14 protein-coding genes are annotated in these 15,598 nt (G+C 68.3%); 8 read left to right on the top strand and 6 right to left on the bottom strand.

Annotation, left to right across the window (positions count from 1 at the left end; genetic code table 11):
- Positions 1-167 precede the first annotated feature (167 nt).
- From DESTE_RS08510 to DESTE_RS08495, 4 genes are all read left to right on the top strand, one after another.
- Positions 168-848, top strand: coding sequence for an amino acid ABC transporter permease (locus DESTE_RS08510; RefSeq protein WP_035066869.1), 681 nt, complete (start codon positions 168-170; stop codon positions 846-848).
- Between the two features lie 10 nt (positions 849-858).
- On the top strand, positions 859-1,644 hold the full coding sequence (locus DESTE_RS08505; protein WP_035066866.1) for an amino acid ABC transporter ATP-binding protein: 786 nt from the start codon (positions 859-861) through the stop codon (positions 1,642-1,644).
- Positions 1,644-2,318 (top strand): amino acid ABC transporter permease, encoded by a 675-nt coding sequence (locus DESTE_RS08500; RefSeq protein ID WP_035066863.1) that lies wholly within the window; start codon positions 1,644-1,646, stop codon positions 2,316-2,318. The genes DESTE_RS08505 and DESTE_RS08500 overlap by 1 nt, the downstream gene beginning before the upstream one ends.
- 116 nt (positions 2,319-2,434) lie before the next feature.
- Positions 2,435-3,847 carry an FAD-binding oxidoreductase gene (locus DESTE_RS08495; protein ID WP_035066861.1) on the top strand — a complete coding sequence of 471 codons (1,413 nt, stop codon included), beginning with the start codon at positions 2,435-2,437 and terminating at the stop codon, positions 3,845-3,847.
- Between the two features lie 233 nt (positions 3,848-4,080).
- On the opposite strand, the gene DESTE_RS08490 is transcribed toward DESTE_RS08495, so the two are convergent.
- The gene (locus DESTE_RS08490) at positions 4,081-4,773 is read right to left on the bottom strand and encodes a YaeQ family protein (RefSeq protein ID WP_035066859.1); all 693 of its coding nucleotides are present in this window, start codon (positions 4,771-4,773) and stop codon (positions 4,081-4,083) included.
- 375 nt (positions 4,774-5,148) lie between these two features.
- On the opposite strand from DESTE_RS08490, the gene DESTE_RS08485 reads away from it, so the two are divergent.
- Together DESTE_RS08485 and DESTE_RS08480 are read left to right on the top strand one after the other, a co-directional pair.
- Positions 5,149-6,351, top strand: a complete 1,203-nt coding sequence (locus DESTE_RS08485) for a pyridoxal phosphate-dependent aminotransferase (RefSeq protein ID WP_035066857.1) — start codon at positions 5,149-5,151, stop codon at positions 6,349-6,351.
- Positions 6,352-7,494: a uracil-DNA glycosylase gene (locus DESTE_RS08480; protein WP_245590784.1), complete on the top strand. Its 1,143-nt coding sequence runs from the start codon at positions 6,352-6,354 to the stop codon at positions 7,492-7,494.
- 62 nt (positions 7,495-7,556) lie between these two features.
- Here DESTE_RS08480 and DESTE_RS08475 read toward each other — a convergent pair whose 3' ends face one another.
- A complete protein-coding gene (locus DESTE_RS08475) occupies positions 7,557-8,621 on the bottom strand; it encodes a radical SAM protein (protein ID WP_245590783.1) in 1,065 nt (354 codons plus the stop codon).
- Between the two features lie 668 nt (positions 8,622-9,289).
- Here DESTE_RS08475 and DESTE_RS08470 point away from each other — a divergent pair.
- On the top strand, positions 9,290-9,709 hold the full coding sequence (locus tag DESTE_RS08470) for an HIT family protein (protein ID WP_012612687.1): 420 nt from the start codon (positions 9,290-9,292) through the stop codon (positions 9,707-9,709).
- A gap of 26 nt (positions 9,710-9,735) precedes the next feature.
- Positions 9,736-10,029, top strand: coding sequence for an integration host factor subunit alpha (locus tag DESTE_RS08465; protein ID WP_007524232.1), 294 nt, complete (start codon positions 9,736-9,738; stop codon positions 10,027-10,029).
- A 234-nt stretch (positions 10,030-10,263) separates the two neighbouring features.
- Here the strand turns inward: DESTE_RS08465 and DESTE_RS08460 are convergent, their stop codons facing one another.
- From DESTE_RS08460 to DESTE_RS08445, 4 genes are all read right to left on the bottom strand, one after another.
- Complete coding sequence (locus tag DESTE_RS08460; protein WP_051384393.1) at positions 10,264-11,868, bottom strand: SLC13 family permease; 1,605 nt, start codon at positions 11,866-11,868, stop codon at positions 10,264-10,266.
- 261 nt (positions 11,869-12,129) lie between these two features.
- Positions 12,130-12,597 carry a MarR family winged helix-turn-helix transcriptional regulator gene (locus DESTE_RS08455; protein ID WP_051384392.1) on the bottom strand — a complete coding sequence of 156 codons (468 nt, stop codon included), beginning with the start codon at positions 12,595-12,597 and terminating at the stop codon, positions 12,130-12,132.
- A gap of 100 nt (positions 12,598-12,697) precedes the next feature.
- Entirely contained in the window at positions 12,698-13,597 is a 900-nt protein-coding gene (locus DESTE_RS08450) for a hypothetical protein (RefSeq protein ID WP_051384391.1), read from the bottom strand.
- Between the two features lie 343 nt (positions 13,598-13,940).
- Positions 13,941-15,596 carry a cobyrinic acid a,c-diamide synthase CobB gene (locus DESTE_RS08445; protein WP_035066855.1) on the bottom strand — a complete coding sequence of 552 codons (1,656 nt, stop codon included), beginning with the start codon at positions 15,594-15,596 and terminating at the stop codon, positions 13,941-13,943.
- Between the last annotated feature and the right edge of the window lie 2 nt (positions 15,597-15,598).

Below are 15,598 nucleotides of genomic sequence, written 5' to 3'. Positions count from 1 at the left end.
GTCCGGCCCGGCCATGACCAGCCATGGGCGGTCACGGCAAGCCAGGGCATGTCCGTCCGGAGGGCGCGGGAAATCTCCTGTCGCCTTCCGGACCTTTTTTGGGTATGCAACCCGTTGCGCCCCGGCGCGCAACAGCAAAAAAAGGGGGGGCCGCGCGGCCCGGATTCATGCTTGAAAGCATTACCACCATCATAGAGGCCCTGCCGTACATTCTGGAAGGCAGCCTCGTCACCGTCGCCACCGTGTTCGGGGCCATGTCGCTGGGCCTTCTGCTCGGCGTGCCCATGTCCGTGGCCCAGGTGTACGGGGCATGGCCCGTGCGCTACGTCGTGGGGTTCTACGTCTGGTTCTTCCGGGGCATGCCCATCCTGGTGCTGCTGCTGCTGTTCTATTTCGGGCTGTTCCAGCTCATCGGGCTGAACCTTTCGGCCTTCACCGCCTCGTGCCTGGTGCTGGGCATGACCAGCGCCGCCTACCAGTCGCAGATATTCCGGGGGGCCATCCTGTCCTTGCCGCAGGGGCAGTTGCGCGCCGCGCGCGCCCTGGGCATGAGCGACGGCACCGCCATCCGCTCCATCGTCCTGCCGCAGGCCCTGCGCCTGTCCATTCCCGGCTGGTCCAACGAATACTCCATCCTGCTCAAGGATTCCGCGCTGGCCTTCGTGCTCGGCACGCCCGAGATCATGGCCCGCACCCACTTCGTGGCCTCGCGCACCTACGAGCACCTGCCGTTGTACATGACGGCGGGCGCGCTCTACTTCGTCATCACCCTGATCGGGCTCAAGGTGTTGCGCCGTCTCGAACACAAGCTGCACATTCCGGGCTATGCCAGCCACGGACCGTTATAAGGATATCCCCATGGCCACGCCCGAAAGCGTCACCACGTCCGGCACTCCCATCCTGCGCCTCGAGAACATCGGCAAGACCCTTGGCGGCAAGCGCATCCTGTCCGACATTTCCATGGATGTGGACAAGGGCGAACTGAAGGTGCTCATCGGCCCTTCCGGCGCGGGCAAGAGCACGCTCTTGCAGTGTATCAACTATCTCATTCCGCCGGACGAGGGGCACATCCGTCTGGAAGGTCGGCTGGTGGATGCGGCGCGCAGGTCCGAACTCTACGCCTTTCGCCAGCAGGTGGGGATGATCTTTCAGGATTTCAACCTGTTCGACCATCTGGACGCGCTGAACAACGTGTCCATCGCCTTGCGCAAGGTGCGCGGCATGAGCCGCAAGGCCGCCGCCGAACGGGCCATGGCCGAACTGGAACGGGTGGGCCTGGCCAACCGTGCCACCCTGTACCCGGCCCAGCTTTCCGGCGGCCAGAAGCAGCGCGTGGCCATTGCCCGCGCCCTGGCCATGGACCCCAAGGTCATGCTGCTGGACGAGCCCACCTCTGCCCTTGACCCCGAACTGGTGGGCGAAGTGCTGGCGGTCATCCGTGACCTTGCCCGCGGCGGCATGACCATGGTCATGGCCTCGCACCAGATGGACTTTACCCGCGCCCTGGCCCACGAAATCCTGTTCATGGAGCAGGGCCGGATCATCGAACGCGGGTCTCCGGCGGAACTGCTGGCCCCCGGCTCCGGCACCCGCACCGCCGATTTCTGCAGCCGCCTGACCGACCTGTGCGAGGAGTGCAGCTAGTGTTCGACGTCGATTTTCTCGTCGACCGGGTGTTCCCCCAGTTGAACGCCGGGCTGTGGATGAGCGTGAAGCTCATCGTGCCTTCCGCCGTGTTCGGCCTGCTGTTCGGGGTGATCATCGGGATCGTGCGGGTGTTCGGCAAGCCTTGGATGCAGCGCGTTGCCAACGCCTACACCGCCCTTTTCCGGGGGGTGCCGCTGCTGGTGCAGCTGTTCATCCTCTATTTCGGCCTGCCCAACATCGGCATCTACCTCGAACCGTACGCGGCGTCGGTGCTGGGTTTCATCCTGTGCAGCGCGGCCTACAATTCGGAATACGTGCGCGGCGCGCTGCTCTCCATCCGTCAGGGGCAGCTCAGCGCGGCCCAGGCGCTGGGTTTCAGCACCATGCAGACGCTCGTGTCCATCGTGGTGCCCCAGGCCGTGCGGCGCGCGTTGCCCGGCTGCGGCAACGAGATCGTCTATCTCATCAAGTACTCGTCCCTCGCCTACGTGATCACGTGCATCGAGCTCACGGGCGAGGCCAAGGTGCTCGCGTCCCGCACCTTCCGGTTCACCGAGGTGTTCCTGGTGGTGGGCGCGTACTACCTGTTCCTTGTCACCGTGGCTTCGTGGCTGCTCCACAAGGTGGAGGAGCGCTTCCACATTCCCGGGTTCGGTCGCCCGCGCCAGTAGCGCGTGGCGCGCCGGTTCCGTCCGCAGATTCCGCCCGTCGATTCCGTCCGGCGTGACCCCGCGGAAGGGGGCCGGGGCGCACGCCGCCTGCCGCGCGACCGGACCAGCGTGCCGACATGCCTGACCGCAATCTGCCCCCGACCTCCGATTCCTCCCCCCGTTTCGTGCTCACCGACCACCACCGCGCCGCCATCGTGGCTGCCGTGGGCGAAGCCGCCGTGTTGCACGCCCCCGGCCAACCCTACGACCGCGATGCCTCGGAACTGCGCGCCTCCGCTGACCTGGTGGTGCTGCCGGAAACCGTGCAGCAGGTGCAGGCGCTGCTGCGTTGCGCCAGTGCCCATGGCATCCCGGTCATTCCGCGTGGCGGCGGCACCGGCCTTGCTGGCGGCTGCCTTGCCGTGCGCGGCGGGGTGGTGCTGTCGCTGGAGCGTATGAACCGCATCCGCGCCATCGACCCTCGCAACCTGGTGGCCGAAGTGGAGGCGGGCGTCATCTCGCAGCATGTGCGCGATGCTGCCGCCGAACAGGGCCTGTTCTATCCGCCGGACCCGGCGGGCATGGACCGTTCCACCATCGGCGGCAACGTGGCCACCAACGCGGGCGGCCCTGCCTGCGTCAAGTACGGCGTCACCCGTGACTACGTGCTGGGCGTGGAGGCCGTGCTGCCCGATGGCGAACTGCTGCGCGCCGGAGTGCGCACCCGCAAGGGCGTGGTGGGCTACGACATGGCCCACCTGCTGTGCGGCTCGGAAGGCACGCTGGGGGTCATCACCGCGCTGACCCTGAAGCTGGTGCCCCTGCCGCCCGCCACCGTGAGCATGGCCGTGGCCTTCCCCGACATGGCCGCCGCCATGCGCGGCGTGGCCGCCGTGCTGGGGGGCGGTCACCTGCCCTCGGCCATCGAATTCCTGGACCACCGCTGCATCCGCCTGCTGGGCGAACTGCTGCCCATCCCCGTGCCCGGCGACAAGCCCTCGCTGCTGATCATCGAACTGGACGGCCCCCGCGAGCAGATCGTGCCCGAGCTTGATCTTGTGGCCGCCATCTGCCGTCAGCAGGGCGCCACCCACGTGCTGCCCGCCGCCGACGAGGAAACCCGCGCCCGCGTGTGGGGTGCGCGCCGTCAGGTGTCGCTGCGCATCCACGACTATGCCGCCCTGTACATGTCCGAGGACGTGGCCGTGCCCCTTGGGGCCATCGCCGATCTGGTGGCCGCGCTGCCGGAGTTCGAGCAGCGCTACGGCATGGAGATCTTCGCCTTCGGCCACGCGGGCGACGGCAACATCCACCTCAACGTCACCGCCCCCACCCGCGATACCCGCGACGTGGTGGAGCAGGGCATCGTGGCCCTGGTGGGCAAGGTGCTGGAACTTGGCGGCACCATTTCCGGCGAGCACGGCATTGGCGAAGCCAAGAAGCACCTGCTGCCCCTGGAACTCTCCCCCGCCTCCATCCGCCTGCAACAGGGCATTCGCCAGGTGTTCGACCCCAAGGGCATCATGAACCCCGGCAAGGTGTTCGGGTAGAGAAGAAAGAGCAGGAATGAAGAGAATCGGGAGGGGGAGGAAACTTTTGAGCGGCAGCCGTTAGGCGAGTCTTCGAGCCTTACGGATGGCGACAGCAGAGCTAAAGTTTCCTCCCCCTCCCGAACCCTCCCCCGCCTTCCAAACTTTTTAATTGGGGGGCCGATACGCTGTGGCGTGTGCCACTGGGAATGGTCTTTATCGTCTCCGTCCCGCGCTATCCATCGGTCTCTTCGCTACCCCTTCAGTTCCAGCACGTGCAACAGGCTGTGCAGTTCCACCCGGTCCTGCCGCGTCTCGAAGGTCAGGTCCAGCCGGTCAGACCCACGCAGGGCCTTGATGCGGTTGGTGCTGTCCAGCCCCGCCGCGATGGCGTCCACGAATCCCGCGTCAAAGGCTATCAGGCGCACCCGTTGCGGGTGGCGCACCTTGCCTTCAAGAGTGGTCGCCAGTTGCCGGGCGTCCTTCTCCGTCCGGCGCAGGATGCGGAAGGGCGTGTACTCGCCCAGCTTGGCCGCCACCCGGTCGGTCTTGCGCGCCGCGATGTTCCCGCAGTCCAGCCACAGCCGGATGTTTCCCGCCGCGTCCAGCGAGACCAGGTCCGGCTTGTAGTGCCAGCCCACGCCTTCCTCCACGCGCGGCTCCCATTCCCGGTACAGCAGATACCCCAGAAATTTCAGCGCAATGTGCCACGGCACTTCACCGGGGGCCGCATCCAGCACGATGCGGTCGCGCACCGGCAGGGGCAGGCCGGATGCAGGCACCGGGCGCTGGCCGTAGTCGGCGTAACTGCTGGCATCCGGCGCGGCGTTCATGCCGAATCCGGTGTCGTAGCCAGCCCCGTGCCTGGCCATATGGCGCGGTGGTCGGGGCGGAACCTCCAACGGGCGGGAACCGGGCAGGTGTTCAATGGTGCAGGTGTACTTCATGCGGTCCTCGCGGGATGGCGGGCGGGCTGCAACCGTTCATGTTGCCATGCCGTCAGGGTGCCACCAGGCGCAGGCCGATGCAAGGGCGCGGTTCGATGCTGACGGGTGTCCGTGTGCGTTGCCCCACAGGAACACTGCCATCCGCTTGCGATGGGCCCAATCTTGCGGGCAGGCTTCACGAGTTGGGCGCACGCTGACGGCGATTCCGCCGTCCCCGTGCGTTGCGGAGCGCGGCGCGGGCGGGTATAGCCCAAGGCTGGCCGACGCACCGTGCCACCGGGTGCCCGCGTACGGAGCGGAGCTTGCCCACCCGCGCGGCCATTTCTCCACCTCCGCCCCTTTCTGCCGACCTCTCTTGGTCACCGGAGCCGAACCATGTCCGACAGCGTTTCTTCGGAATCTTCCCTGCGCGTTGCCGAGCGCGTGCGCAATATCCGCATTTCCGCCACCAAGCTCATGCCCATGCTGGCCGCCAAGGTGGGCGGCTGCGTGTCGCTGGGGCAGGGAGTGCCTTCGTTCCGTACTCCGGACCACATCGTGGAGGCCGTGTACCGCGCCCTGCGCGACGACCCCACGGCCGGGCGCTACAGCCTGCAGCCCGGCATGCCTGCCCTGCGCGAGGCCATTGCGGCGGACATCCTGGCCCGCAAGGGCGCGCGCTTCGATCCGGAGACGGAAATCGGCGTCACCGTGGGGGCCATGGAAGCGCTGGTGATGATCATGCTCACCGTGGTGGAGCGCGGCGACGAGGTCATCATCCCCTCTCCGGGCTATGCCTCGCACGCCGAACAGGTGCTGATGGCCGAGGGCGTGCCCGTGCACGTGCCCCTGCGCGCGGCGGACTGGGGGCTGGACGTGGACGCGGTGCGCGCCGCCGTCACCCCGCGCACCCGGGCCATCATCGTGTGCAGCCCCGGCAACCCCACCGGCGGGGTGTACGACGACGCCGACGTGCGCGCCCTGTGCGACCTTGCGCTGGAGCGCGATCTGGTGCTCATCGTGGACGACACCTACGACTACATGGTGTACGGCGAACGGTCGGACGCGGCCCGCTTTTGTCCGGTGGCCCAGCCCGAACTGCGCCGCCACGTGATCACCGTGAACTCCTTTTCCAAGAAGTACGCCCTGACGGGCTGGCGGGTGGGCTACGTGGCCGCCGACGCCGCGTGGATGGCGGAACTGCTGAAGGTGCACGACGCCACGGCGGTGTGCGCGCCCACCGTGTCGCAGCACGCGGCACTGGCGGCGCTGACCGGCCCGCAGGACTGCGTGGACACCATGCGCGCGGCCCTGACCGCCCGGCGCGACCTGACCTGCCGTCGCCTCGATGCGTTGGCCCCGCACTTCACCTACGTGCCGCCGCGCGGCGCGTTCTACGCCATGGCCCGCTACACCTTCACCGATGCCGACTCCATGGCCGTGGCCCGGCGCATGCTGGAAGAGGCGCGGGTAATCACCGTGCCCGGCGGCTCGTTCGGCCCCACGGGCGAACGTCATTTGCGGCTTTCGTTCGGCATGGACGAGGCGGAACTGACCGAGTCCTTCGACCGCATCCAGCACTGGGTGGCGGCGCTGTAGATGGCCCGTCGCAGGATTCTGGTGGACGGCCCGGCGCGCGGACCGGGGGAAGGGGCAGAAGCACGGGCGGCTGCGGCCAGTGCCGTACCTTCGTCTGATGCGGCATCCCCGTCCGTGAACGGCGAACAGCCGCAGGCTATGCCCCGGCGGCGCGGCAGGCCGCGCAAGGCGGATGGGGCCGCCACTGCCGCGGCCACCATGGCGGGCACAGCCGCCACGCCCGGAAGGAAGCCCAAAGGCGCGTCTGCCCGTGCGCCTGGCGCCCCCGCACGTTCCGCCTCGCCTCGTGCATCCGTCATTTCCGATGCCGCCGTACTGGCCGGGCCCGATCCCGCCGTACTGGCCGGGCCCGATCCCGCCGTACTGGCCGGACCGGACCCGCTGGCATCCACCGGCTGGCTGGACCACGTGGCGGAACTGGCCGCCGGAAAACATCTGGAAGCGCTGGCCATGGCCGAAACACTCCGTGCGCAGGGGCGCACCGTGTACCCCGCCCGCGCCGACGTGTTCAGGGCCTTGCGCACCACGCCGTGGGACGCCGTGCGGGTGGTCATCCTGGGGCAGGATCCCTACCACGGGCCGGGGCAGGCCCACGGCCTGGCCTTTTCCGTTGCCGACGGGGTGCCTCTGCCGCGCTCGTTGCGCAACATCTTCAAGGAAGTGGCCGCCGATTGCGGCACGCGGGCGGGTACCGGGACAGGGGTGGCTGGCGGCATGACTGGCGTCCCGACTGGCGGCAATCCGGACGCCGCACCGCTGCTGACGCCGTTCGCCGACGTGCCCCCGCCCCCCGCCGTCCCTTCCGGCAACCTGTCACGCTGGGCCGCGCAGGGCGTGCTGCTGCTGAACACGGTGCTCACCGTGGAGGAAGGGCAGCCCAACAGCCATGCGGGCCTCGGCTGGGAGGCAGTGACACGGGGCATCGTGGCCGCGCTGGGCGCGCGTTCGCAACCGTGCGCCTTTCTGCTCTGGGGCAGGCCCGCCCACGGGTTCGCCGGACTGGTGACCCATCCGGCGCATCTGGTGCTGACGGCGGCGCATCCCTCGCCGCTCTCGGCCTCGCGCGGGTTCTTCGGGTGCGCCCACTTTTCGCGGGTCAATGCCTGGCTGGAAGAACGGGGAGAGGCTCCCATCCATTGGTGACGGTGGGGCAATGAAAGATTTTGCGGCGGCGGTCGTCCCGGAGTGCGGGGCGATCGCCGTCGTCATTCCAGGGTGAAGGTGTCGTCGTCGCGCCAGTGGACCATTGCGCGGGTGATGCCCATGGCCGCGTAGGCGTCCACCAGCCCGTTGGCGTGGCCCCACAGCAGCCCGCGCAGGCGGCGCGGCACGCCGAAGCGTACCGGCGGCCCAGGCAGACGGGCAAGATGCGCGGCCACGTGGCGGCGCAGGGCCTCGCCCTTGGCCAACTGGCCCAGCGCGGGATGCACCGGACCTGCCAGCACCGCGTCGTCCAGTCCGTCTTCGGGCGAAAGGCCCATGCGCACTACGGCCACCTCGCGCGCCCATGCGGCCAGCAGCCCGTCGGCCAGGGCGTCCACCGTGGTGTCCAGCGACCACGGAACATAGCTTCCGGCCCGCCAGCGTTCCGCCAGCGGCGTGCCGCGCAGCACAAGGCAGGGGTAGAAGCGCAGGAAGGAGGCAAGGGGGCGTGCCCCGGCGGTATCGGGCAGCAGGGCGGTGCGCACGTCGGCGCGGAACACCTCGGGCGTCACCCCCGGCATGCCGGGCATCAATTGCACCCCCAGTTCCAGCCCGGCCCCGGCCACCATGGCGCACGCGGCGCGGGCCACCGACCCGGCGTAGCCCCGGCTGGCAGCGGCCAGGGCCGCGTCGTCAAAGCTCTGTATTCCCAGTTCCACGCAGTCCATGCCCGCCGCGCGCACGTCGGCAAGGCTGCGTTCCGTCACCGCGTCCGGTCGGGTGGAGCAGCGCACCCGGCAGACCACCCCGCGTTGCCGCCAGCGGGCGGCAAGTTCCAGGCAGGCGGTGCGCTCCGCTTCGGGCAGCAGGGTGAACGTGCCGCCGTAAAAGGCGATTTCCAGCGGCGGCGGGGAACCGTCCTGCGCGGGTGTGCCGCGACCGGCGTTCGGGGCGGGCATATCGTCCGATCCGGGCAGAGCGTCCGATCCGGGCCCGTTGCCCGCCATGGGCGTTTCCCGTTGTCGGCGCGCTTCCTGTTCCAGCCGCGCTTCGGCCAGGGCCAGGGCGCGGGCTACGCTGTCGGTTCCGCCGCGCTGGCCTGTCTGCACGTCTTGCGCACAGAACACGCAGCGGGTGGGGCATCCGGCAAAGGGAAGGAAGACCGGCAGGATGCGTGGCCGCTTGCGCGGTGGTGCGGCAGGCGCATCGGTCGCATCGTGACCATGCGTCGGACCTTTCGATGCTTCTGGTCGGCCCGATACTTCTGGTTGGTCCGATGCTTCTGATCGGCCCATCGCGCCTGGTCCGTTGAGCCCGCCTGGTCCGTTGAGCCCGCTTGGCCCGTCTGGCCCGTCTGGCATGTCGCGGGCGAGTTCGCGACCGCCGCAAAGAGCCCTGGGGACCGGAAAAATCAACGCCGACATGATTGCCTTGTGTTGCTGATGTGTTACTATCGGAACCAGGTTGATGGTTTCCGGGCGTTCGTCCCGCCTTGCGGCGGGCTTCCGTTGCGCCGTGCGGCCCCCTTCTTGCGGGGCGGAAAGCGGGGCGCAAAGGTCGGCGGGCGCATGACCCCTTTCATGCAAGGGGGTTGGACATGGTCCGCAGCCCCCCTCCGACAGGGACGATGGCACGGAAGCCCTTGTGCCGCAAGGCGTGGCAACCCGGCATAATCTTGCAAGATTTTACTTGCGGTCGCGTCTTTGACTGTGTATATAACTAGTTACATGCCCAATGCTGCGCGCCGGTACGCGTGGCTGAATGATTTCAAAGTGTTCCATGTGACGGAGAATCCATGTCCCAGTCCGATTGCATTTTCTGCAGGATAGTGCGTGGCGAAATTCCCTGCGCGCAGATCTACGCCGACGATCACGTGCTTTCCTTTCTGGACATCGGACCCGTCAACCGGGGCCATGCGCTGATCGTTCCCAAGGAACATCACCGCACGGTGCTGGACATGCCCGCGCGGCTCGGCGAGCACATCATAGCCGCCCAGCAGCGCGTTGGCCGCGCCGTCATGGAGGCCACCGGAGCGGAAGGGCTGAACATATTCCAAAACAACTTCGCGACGGCGGGACAGGTGGTGTTCCACGTCCATTGGCATCTGGTGCCCCGCTTTCCCGGCGACGGCCACGAACTGTGGGCGCAGGGACAGTACGGCAGCATCGACGAGATGCAGGCGCTCGCGAAGGCCATCAGGGAACGCATGGAGTAGCCGGAAGCACCGGCCCGGAGGACAGTATGAGCGGCAAGACCCTGACCAAGGCGGAAATCGTCGATGCCATCTATGAAAAGACCGACAGGAACCGCGCCGAAGTGAAAGGCGTTGTCGAGTCGCTTCTCGGCATCATGAAGCAGGCGATCAAGAAGGATCATGCCCTGCTCATAAGCGGATTCGGCAAGTTCGAGGCCTATGACAAGAAGGCCCGCAAGGGGCGCAACCCGCAGACCGACGAAACCATCACCCTGCCCCCGCGCAAGGTCGTGGTGTTCCGTCTGTCGCGCAAGTTCCGCGCCGAACTGAACGACGAATAGCGCGCCCGCGCGCACCTGCCCGGCCTCAGGCCGCAAGGGTTTTCGACGCCGCTCCCCGGCTGGGGGGCGGTGTCGCTGTTTTTTCGGGGTGACGGGGGGGGGGACGCGTTGCGGGCAGGCTTGCGGGGCGTGGCCGGAGGGTGCGCGGTGGGGCTGGCGTGCGGGTGGCGGCGCCCGCTGGAATGGCCCGGGTGCGTTCGGAATCCTGTCGGACCGCTCAGGGCAGGCCCGTCATCAAAGCACACCCAGCAGATGCCACCACAGGTAGTCCAGCGGCAGCAGCACCACGATGTTGATGGCGGCCAGCAGCAGGCAGGTGCGGGTCATGTGGCCGGAGGAAACGTTGCCCAGTTGCATGGCCACCACCAGCGGCGGCGACTGGTAGGGCAGGAACATGGATGATACGGCCACGACCTGGGTCATCAGCACGGCCTCCAGGCTGAAGCCGGAGGCGGCGGCCAGATCGCCCGCCAGTGGGGTGAGCACTGCGGGGATGCCCGGCAGGGTGGTGAGCAGTCCCGTGACCATGGCGTACACGGTGAGCACGGTGAAATTGCGCACGGATTCGCCCGGAACCAGGGGCAGGGCCGCAAGCAGGGTGCGCACCAGCAGGTTGCCCGCGCCGGACGCCGCCACCACCGCGCCCAGCCCCATGATGCCCGCCACGAACAGCAGCGGGGCCATGCTCATGTCCTTGCTGATGGCCTGCTTGCCGGTAAGGCCCAGCGGCGGCCACAGGCAGAGCACGGCGGCCCCCAGGCTGACCCACGCGGGCGAGACGTGGTGCAGCGCGTCGGTGGCCCACAATCCCACGGCCACGGCCAGCACCACCATCAGCCGCCGTTCCGCCTGACTGGGCGGGGTCACCTGACTGGGCGGGGTCGCCGGACTGGGGGGAATTACCGGACTGGCCGCAGTCGTCGCGAGGTTGGCGCCGGTGGCGGAGGACGCAGCGCCGGGTATCCGGCCCGCATCCTCCGTGTTCGTCGCATCCGCCGTTCCTGCCGCCCCCTCCGTCATGTCGCCTGCATTTTCGGCGGCGGGTGCCGGGTACAACCACAACACCACGCCCGCGATAATCACGGCCTTCAGCAGGCCCAGCACCGGAAAGTGCAGCAACAGGTAGCGCCCGTAGGTAAGGGTGTGTCCGAACAGGTTTTCCGCGCTGCCCGCAAGAATCATGTTGGGGACGTTGGCGGGCAGTATGGCGAAGGCCGGTTGCAACGCGCCGAACAGGGCGGCCAGCACGATGCCGGTGCGCTGTGCGCTGCCCGGCCCATGGCCCGCCGCACCGGCAAGGGACACCGCCAGCGGCATGAGCAGGGCGATGCGCCCCATGGACGAGGGCATGACGAACGACAGCAGCACGCCCACGGCCACCAGCCCGCAGACCAGCGCGGCATAGCCCGTTCCCGTTCGGGCCAGCAGCCCCCGCGCCATGCGTGCGCCAAGTCCGGTGTAGTGCATGGCGGCGCCCATGCACAGCCCGCCGAAGACCAGCCAGAAGGTGGCCGAGTGGAACCCGGAGAATACCGTGGCCGCCGGTGCCGCGTGCAGCAGCACGGCCAGCAGGAAGAACAGCAGGGCGGTGAGGTATTCGGGAAGGGCGGCGGTGACCCACAGCCCGATGGCGCCCACGGCCAGTCCCACGGGCCTGGCGGCTTCGGGCGGCAGTGCCGTCGGGGGATGGAAGGCCAGCAGCGCACCCGCCGCCGCGCAGGCGAGGGCGATGACGTGGCGGGGCGAACGCGCCAACTCGACGAGCGCGGCCAGGGCGGTGCGTGCGGGACGGAACGGGTGCGGCGAAGGGCCGCCGGGAACGGGAGTGGCGGTGGACATGGCGGAGTGGCCTCGAACTGGTCGCGGATGGTCTGGCCTGCGTAGCACGGCGAGGCTGGTTGAACAACTCGGTCAGGCCTGCATATGCCAGTCGGGACAGATGCAGCCCCGTGGAAACCAGTGCTGGAAGGTGGCACGCCGAAGCATGCGGGGCGGCGCGCCGGTCGGGTTTGGCGGGCGGCGTGCGGCGGGTCGCCAGGGCCGGATGCCAGTGGGCCGATCCTGCGGGCAGACCCCCAGTGCACAGGCGTGCCGTGCTTGTCAGTCCGGCAGTCGCGTGCGCAACAGGTGCAGGGTGCGCAGGGTGGTCTCCAGGTCGGCGTCGGGGATGCCCTCGAACAGTTCGTCGCGCACGGCAACGCCCTCGGCAATGACGCGCCGGGCCAGCGGCTCCCCGGCTTCCGTCAGCTCCAGCAGGTTGGCGCGACGGTCTTCCGGGTTCCGGACGCGTCGGACAAGTCCCTCGGCTTCCAGTTTGTCCACCTGGCGGACAAGGGATGACCCCTCGATGCCGATGTGCCGGGCCAACTGGATTTGCGTCAGCGTGCTGCGCGCGGCCAGCGACCACAGCACCCCCCCGGTGGCCAGGGAAAGGCCGAGCGGCTTCAGTCGCTGGTCCAGGCGCATCCGCCAGGCCCGGTTCAGCTCCGTGAGCAGAAACAGGAACCGGTGCGAAGTGCGCGCGCCGGGAAGGGGGGCGTCATAGGGGTAGAAGGGCGGTTTGGGCATGGCGCTCCCGTTATGAAAGTGTCCGGATGCTTCCCTTTGCTATGCGGCGGCCCCGTGCGCCGTCAAGCCAGCGGGGCCGCCGCAGGTGAAGAATGCAGTCCTAGAAGCCGTAGCGCAGGCGCAGGAACAGGGCCGGGGCGTCGTCCAGGTCGTAGGTGCGCCGTTCGTCCCCGTCGCTGTCGTACATGGTCATTTCCCGGCGGGTCAGGTATTCCGCGCCCACTGTCAGGGTGAGGTCGTCCAGCGGGGTGATGTCGATGTAGCCGCCCAGCGTCAGGGACGAGGTTTTCACGTAGCCCTCCCGCTGCACGGGGCTGTCGTCGGCCAGGCGATAGGTGTCGCCGTCCATCCGGCCACCCGCGCGAAAGGAGAACATGTCGGAGGTGCGGTAGCGCAGCATGGTTTCCGGAATGCCCACCGTGGCCGAAAAGCCCATGTCGCGCTGGTTGCCCCAGTCGGCGGCGGCAACGGGCAGCAGGCGCGTGCCTACTGGGTGCAGCGAGGCCGCTACCCCGCCGCGCAAACGCACGTCACCCACGGCCCAGGTAAGCCCGGCCGAGCCGGAAATGCCCCAGGCGTCGTCCATTTCCTCTTCCCACCCGGCGGTCAGGCCTGCCCCGGCGAACCAGCCAAGGCCGCCAAAGCCCAACTGGTCGGAAATGTCGGCACGCAGACGCAGCATGTGCAGTTGCTCCCACGGGTCGGAACCGTTGCCGAAGGGCAGGCTGGCGGTATCCGACCAGTCGTAGCGGCGGTTCAGGTAGTCGATGCCGAACCAGCGGTAACGCAGGCTGGCCCCGGCTTCGGTGACGGAGACCGAGCCGCCGTCGTCAACGTCGGCCTCGCCCACGGAGCGTCCGGTGACAGTGGCGGTGAAATCCTTGTCTTCGGCATGGGCCGGTACGGCAAGGCCCAGCAGCAGGGCCGCGCACAGCAGCAGGGCGGCGGACGGTACGAGATGGGCGCCACGGTGGGCGCGATGCGAGAGAATGCGGATCATGTGCGGTTCCTGAGGACGCGTTGTGCGTCATGTTGCGGGTAGGATGAACGGGAGGCCCGGCGAGTGCCGATGCAATGGGAAGGAACAGTGGTGGAAAAGCGGACTGGAACGGACACGGCGGGCACGACATGCGCGGCGCAGGTCATGCCCGATCCATGCGGCGGCATATGATTGCTGCAAGTATTGTTTGATTGCTAATAATAAGCGGATTAATAAAACAGGCGATCGCGCAGCGCAAGTGCTTTTACACGTGTCGCAACGTGCTGCACCGGTGGGCCGCAAGGAAGCCGTCAGGAAGGTATCGGAGCAGGACAGGCTGGGAGGAGGGCGTCAGGAGAGGGGGTTATGCCCTGGGAGCGCGAGCCGCCCGATGTTCGCGCGCTGCCCGGACCATGGCGGGTGCCCAGTGGGGCACGGCGGGCGCGAAGATGTGGGTGTACGCGGCCAGGGTATTGCGGAGCAGCAGGCCATCACGGCCATCGCCCATGCCGGTGACATGCCCGGACTGGGCGGTCAGGCGCAGGGCGCTGGGTATGGCGTGGACGTCACGCCCATCGTCGCAGGGCATGCAGCGCGAATAGTGGAATTCGTGCCCGCGAAAGGTCGCCCCCACGGGGTGGAAGGGATTTTCCAGTATGGCGGCTGCGTCCACGTAGCCGAGCCCCTGGGGTTTTGGGTGGAACACGGTGCGCACGGGAAAGATGTCAGCCATGGGGTGCTCGGTGCCGTCCATGACGATGGACCGGCCCAGCACCATGAACCCGCCGCATTCGGCATAGATGGGCAGGCCGGATTCGGAAAGGGCGCGCAGCCGGTCAAGGGCAGGACGGTTGGCGGACAGCCGGGCGGCAAGGTTTTCCGGAAAGCCGCCGCCAAGGTACAGCCCGTCCAGTTGCGGCCAGTCCGCGCCGTCAAGCAGCGAAAGGCGCACCAGGTCTGCCCCGGCATGGCGCAGGGCCAGCAGGTTTTCCTCGTAGTAGAACCACAGGGCCGCATCGTGCACGTAGCCGATGCGCGGGCGGATGGAGGGCGTCGCGCGGGAAGCGGTATTGCACTGCGCCGCATCAGCCAGAGCAGCATCATCCGGAGCCGCATCACCCGGAGCCGCATCATCCCGACCGGTGTCGAGGGGGGCGGTGCCGTGTGAATGGGCGTCCCCCGTGCCTGGCAGCAGCGACCACAGATTGGCCACCGGCCCCTGCGGCGTGGGAGCGGCAGAGGCAACCTGGCGCAGGCGGTGCAGGTCCAAGTGCTCGGCCATGATGTCCGCCACCTTGTCCAGCCCGGCCACGCATTCCGCGTGCTCCATGCCGGAAACGAGGCCCATGTGCCGTTCGGGGATGGGATTGTCGGATATCTTGGGCAGCACCCCCAGCACCGGCACGTCGGTGTAGTGCTCGATGGTTTCGCGCAGCACGGTGCGGTGGCGTGGCCCCGCCGTGCGGTTCAGGATGACCCCGGCGATGTGCACGCCCTGTTCGAAGTGGCGCAGGCCGGACACGATGGCCGCCGCCGTGCGGGTCATCTTGGTGCAGTCCATGACCACCACCACCGGGGCGCCAAGGATGCGCGCCAGTTCCGCCGTGGAACAGCTGCCGGACAGGTCGCGCCCGTCGAACAGCCCCCGGTTGCCTTCGATGACGGCCATGTCATAGCGAACCGGCGAGCCTTCGGGTTCTGCACGATGTGTCGGGCCAGCCGGATCGGCTATGCCCAACGGGCCGGGCACGCCGCCCGTAGGGCTGCCCTTGCCCGTCAGGCCGCATTGCGTCCAGAACAGCGACCGCAGCATGTCCGCGCCGAGAAAATAGGGGTCCAGGTTGGTAGCGGGGTGCCCGGCGGCCAGGGCCAGCCACCAGGCGTCGATGTAGTCCGGCCCCTTCTTGCAGGGCTTTACCGCAAGGCCCGAGCGCGTAAGGGCACGCACCACGCCGAGTGATACCAGCGTCTTGCCCGAGCCGCCGGAAAGCCCGGCGATGACGATGCGCGGAAGATTCATGC

It is taken from the genome of Nitratidesulfovibrio termitidis HI1 (assembly GCF_000504305.1).
In the GTDB taxonomy this organism is placed as follows: Bacteria; Desulfobacterota; Desulfovibrionia; order Desulfovibrionales; family Desulfovibrionaceae; genus Cupidesulfovibrio; species Cupidesulfovibrio termitidis.
The sequence above is the reverse complement of the archived record's forward strand: the minus strand, read 5'-3'. Positions and strand labels throughout refer to the sequence as shown.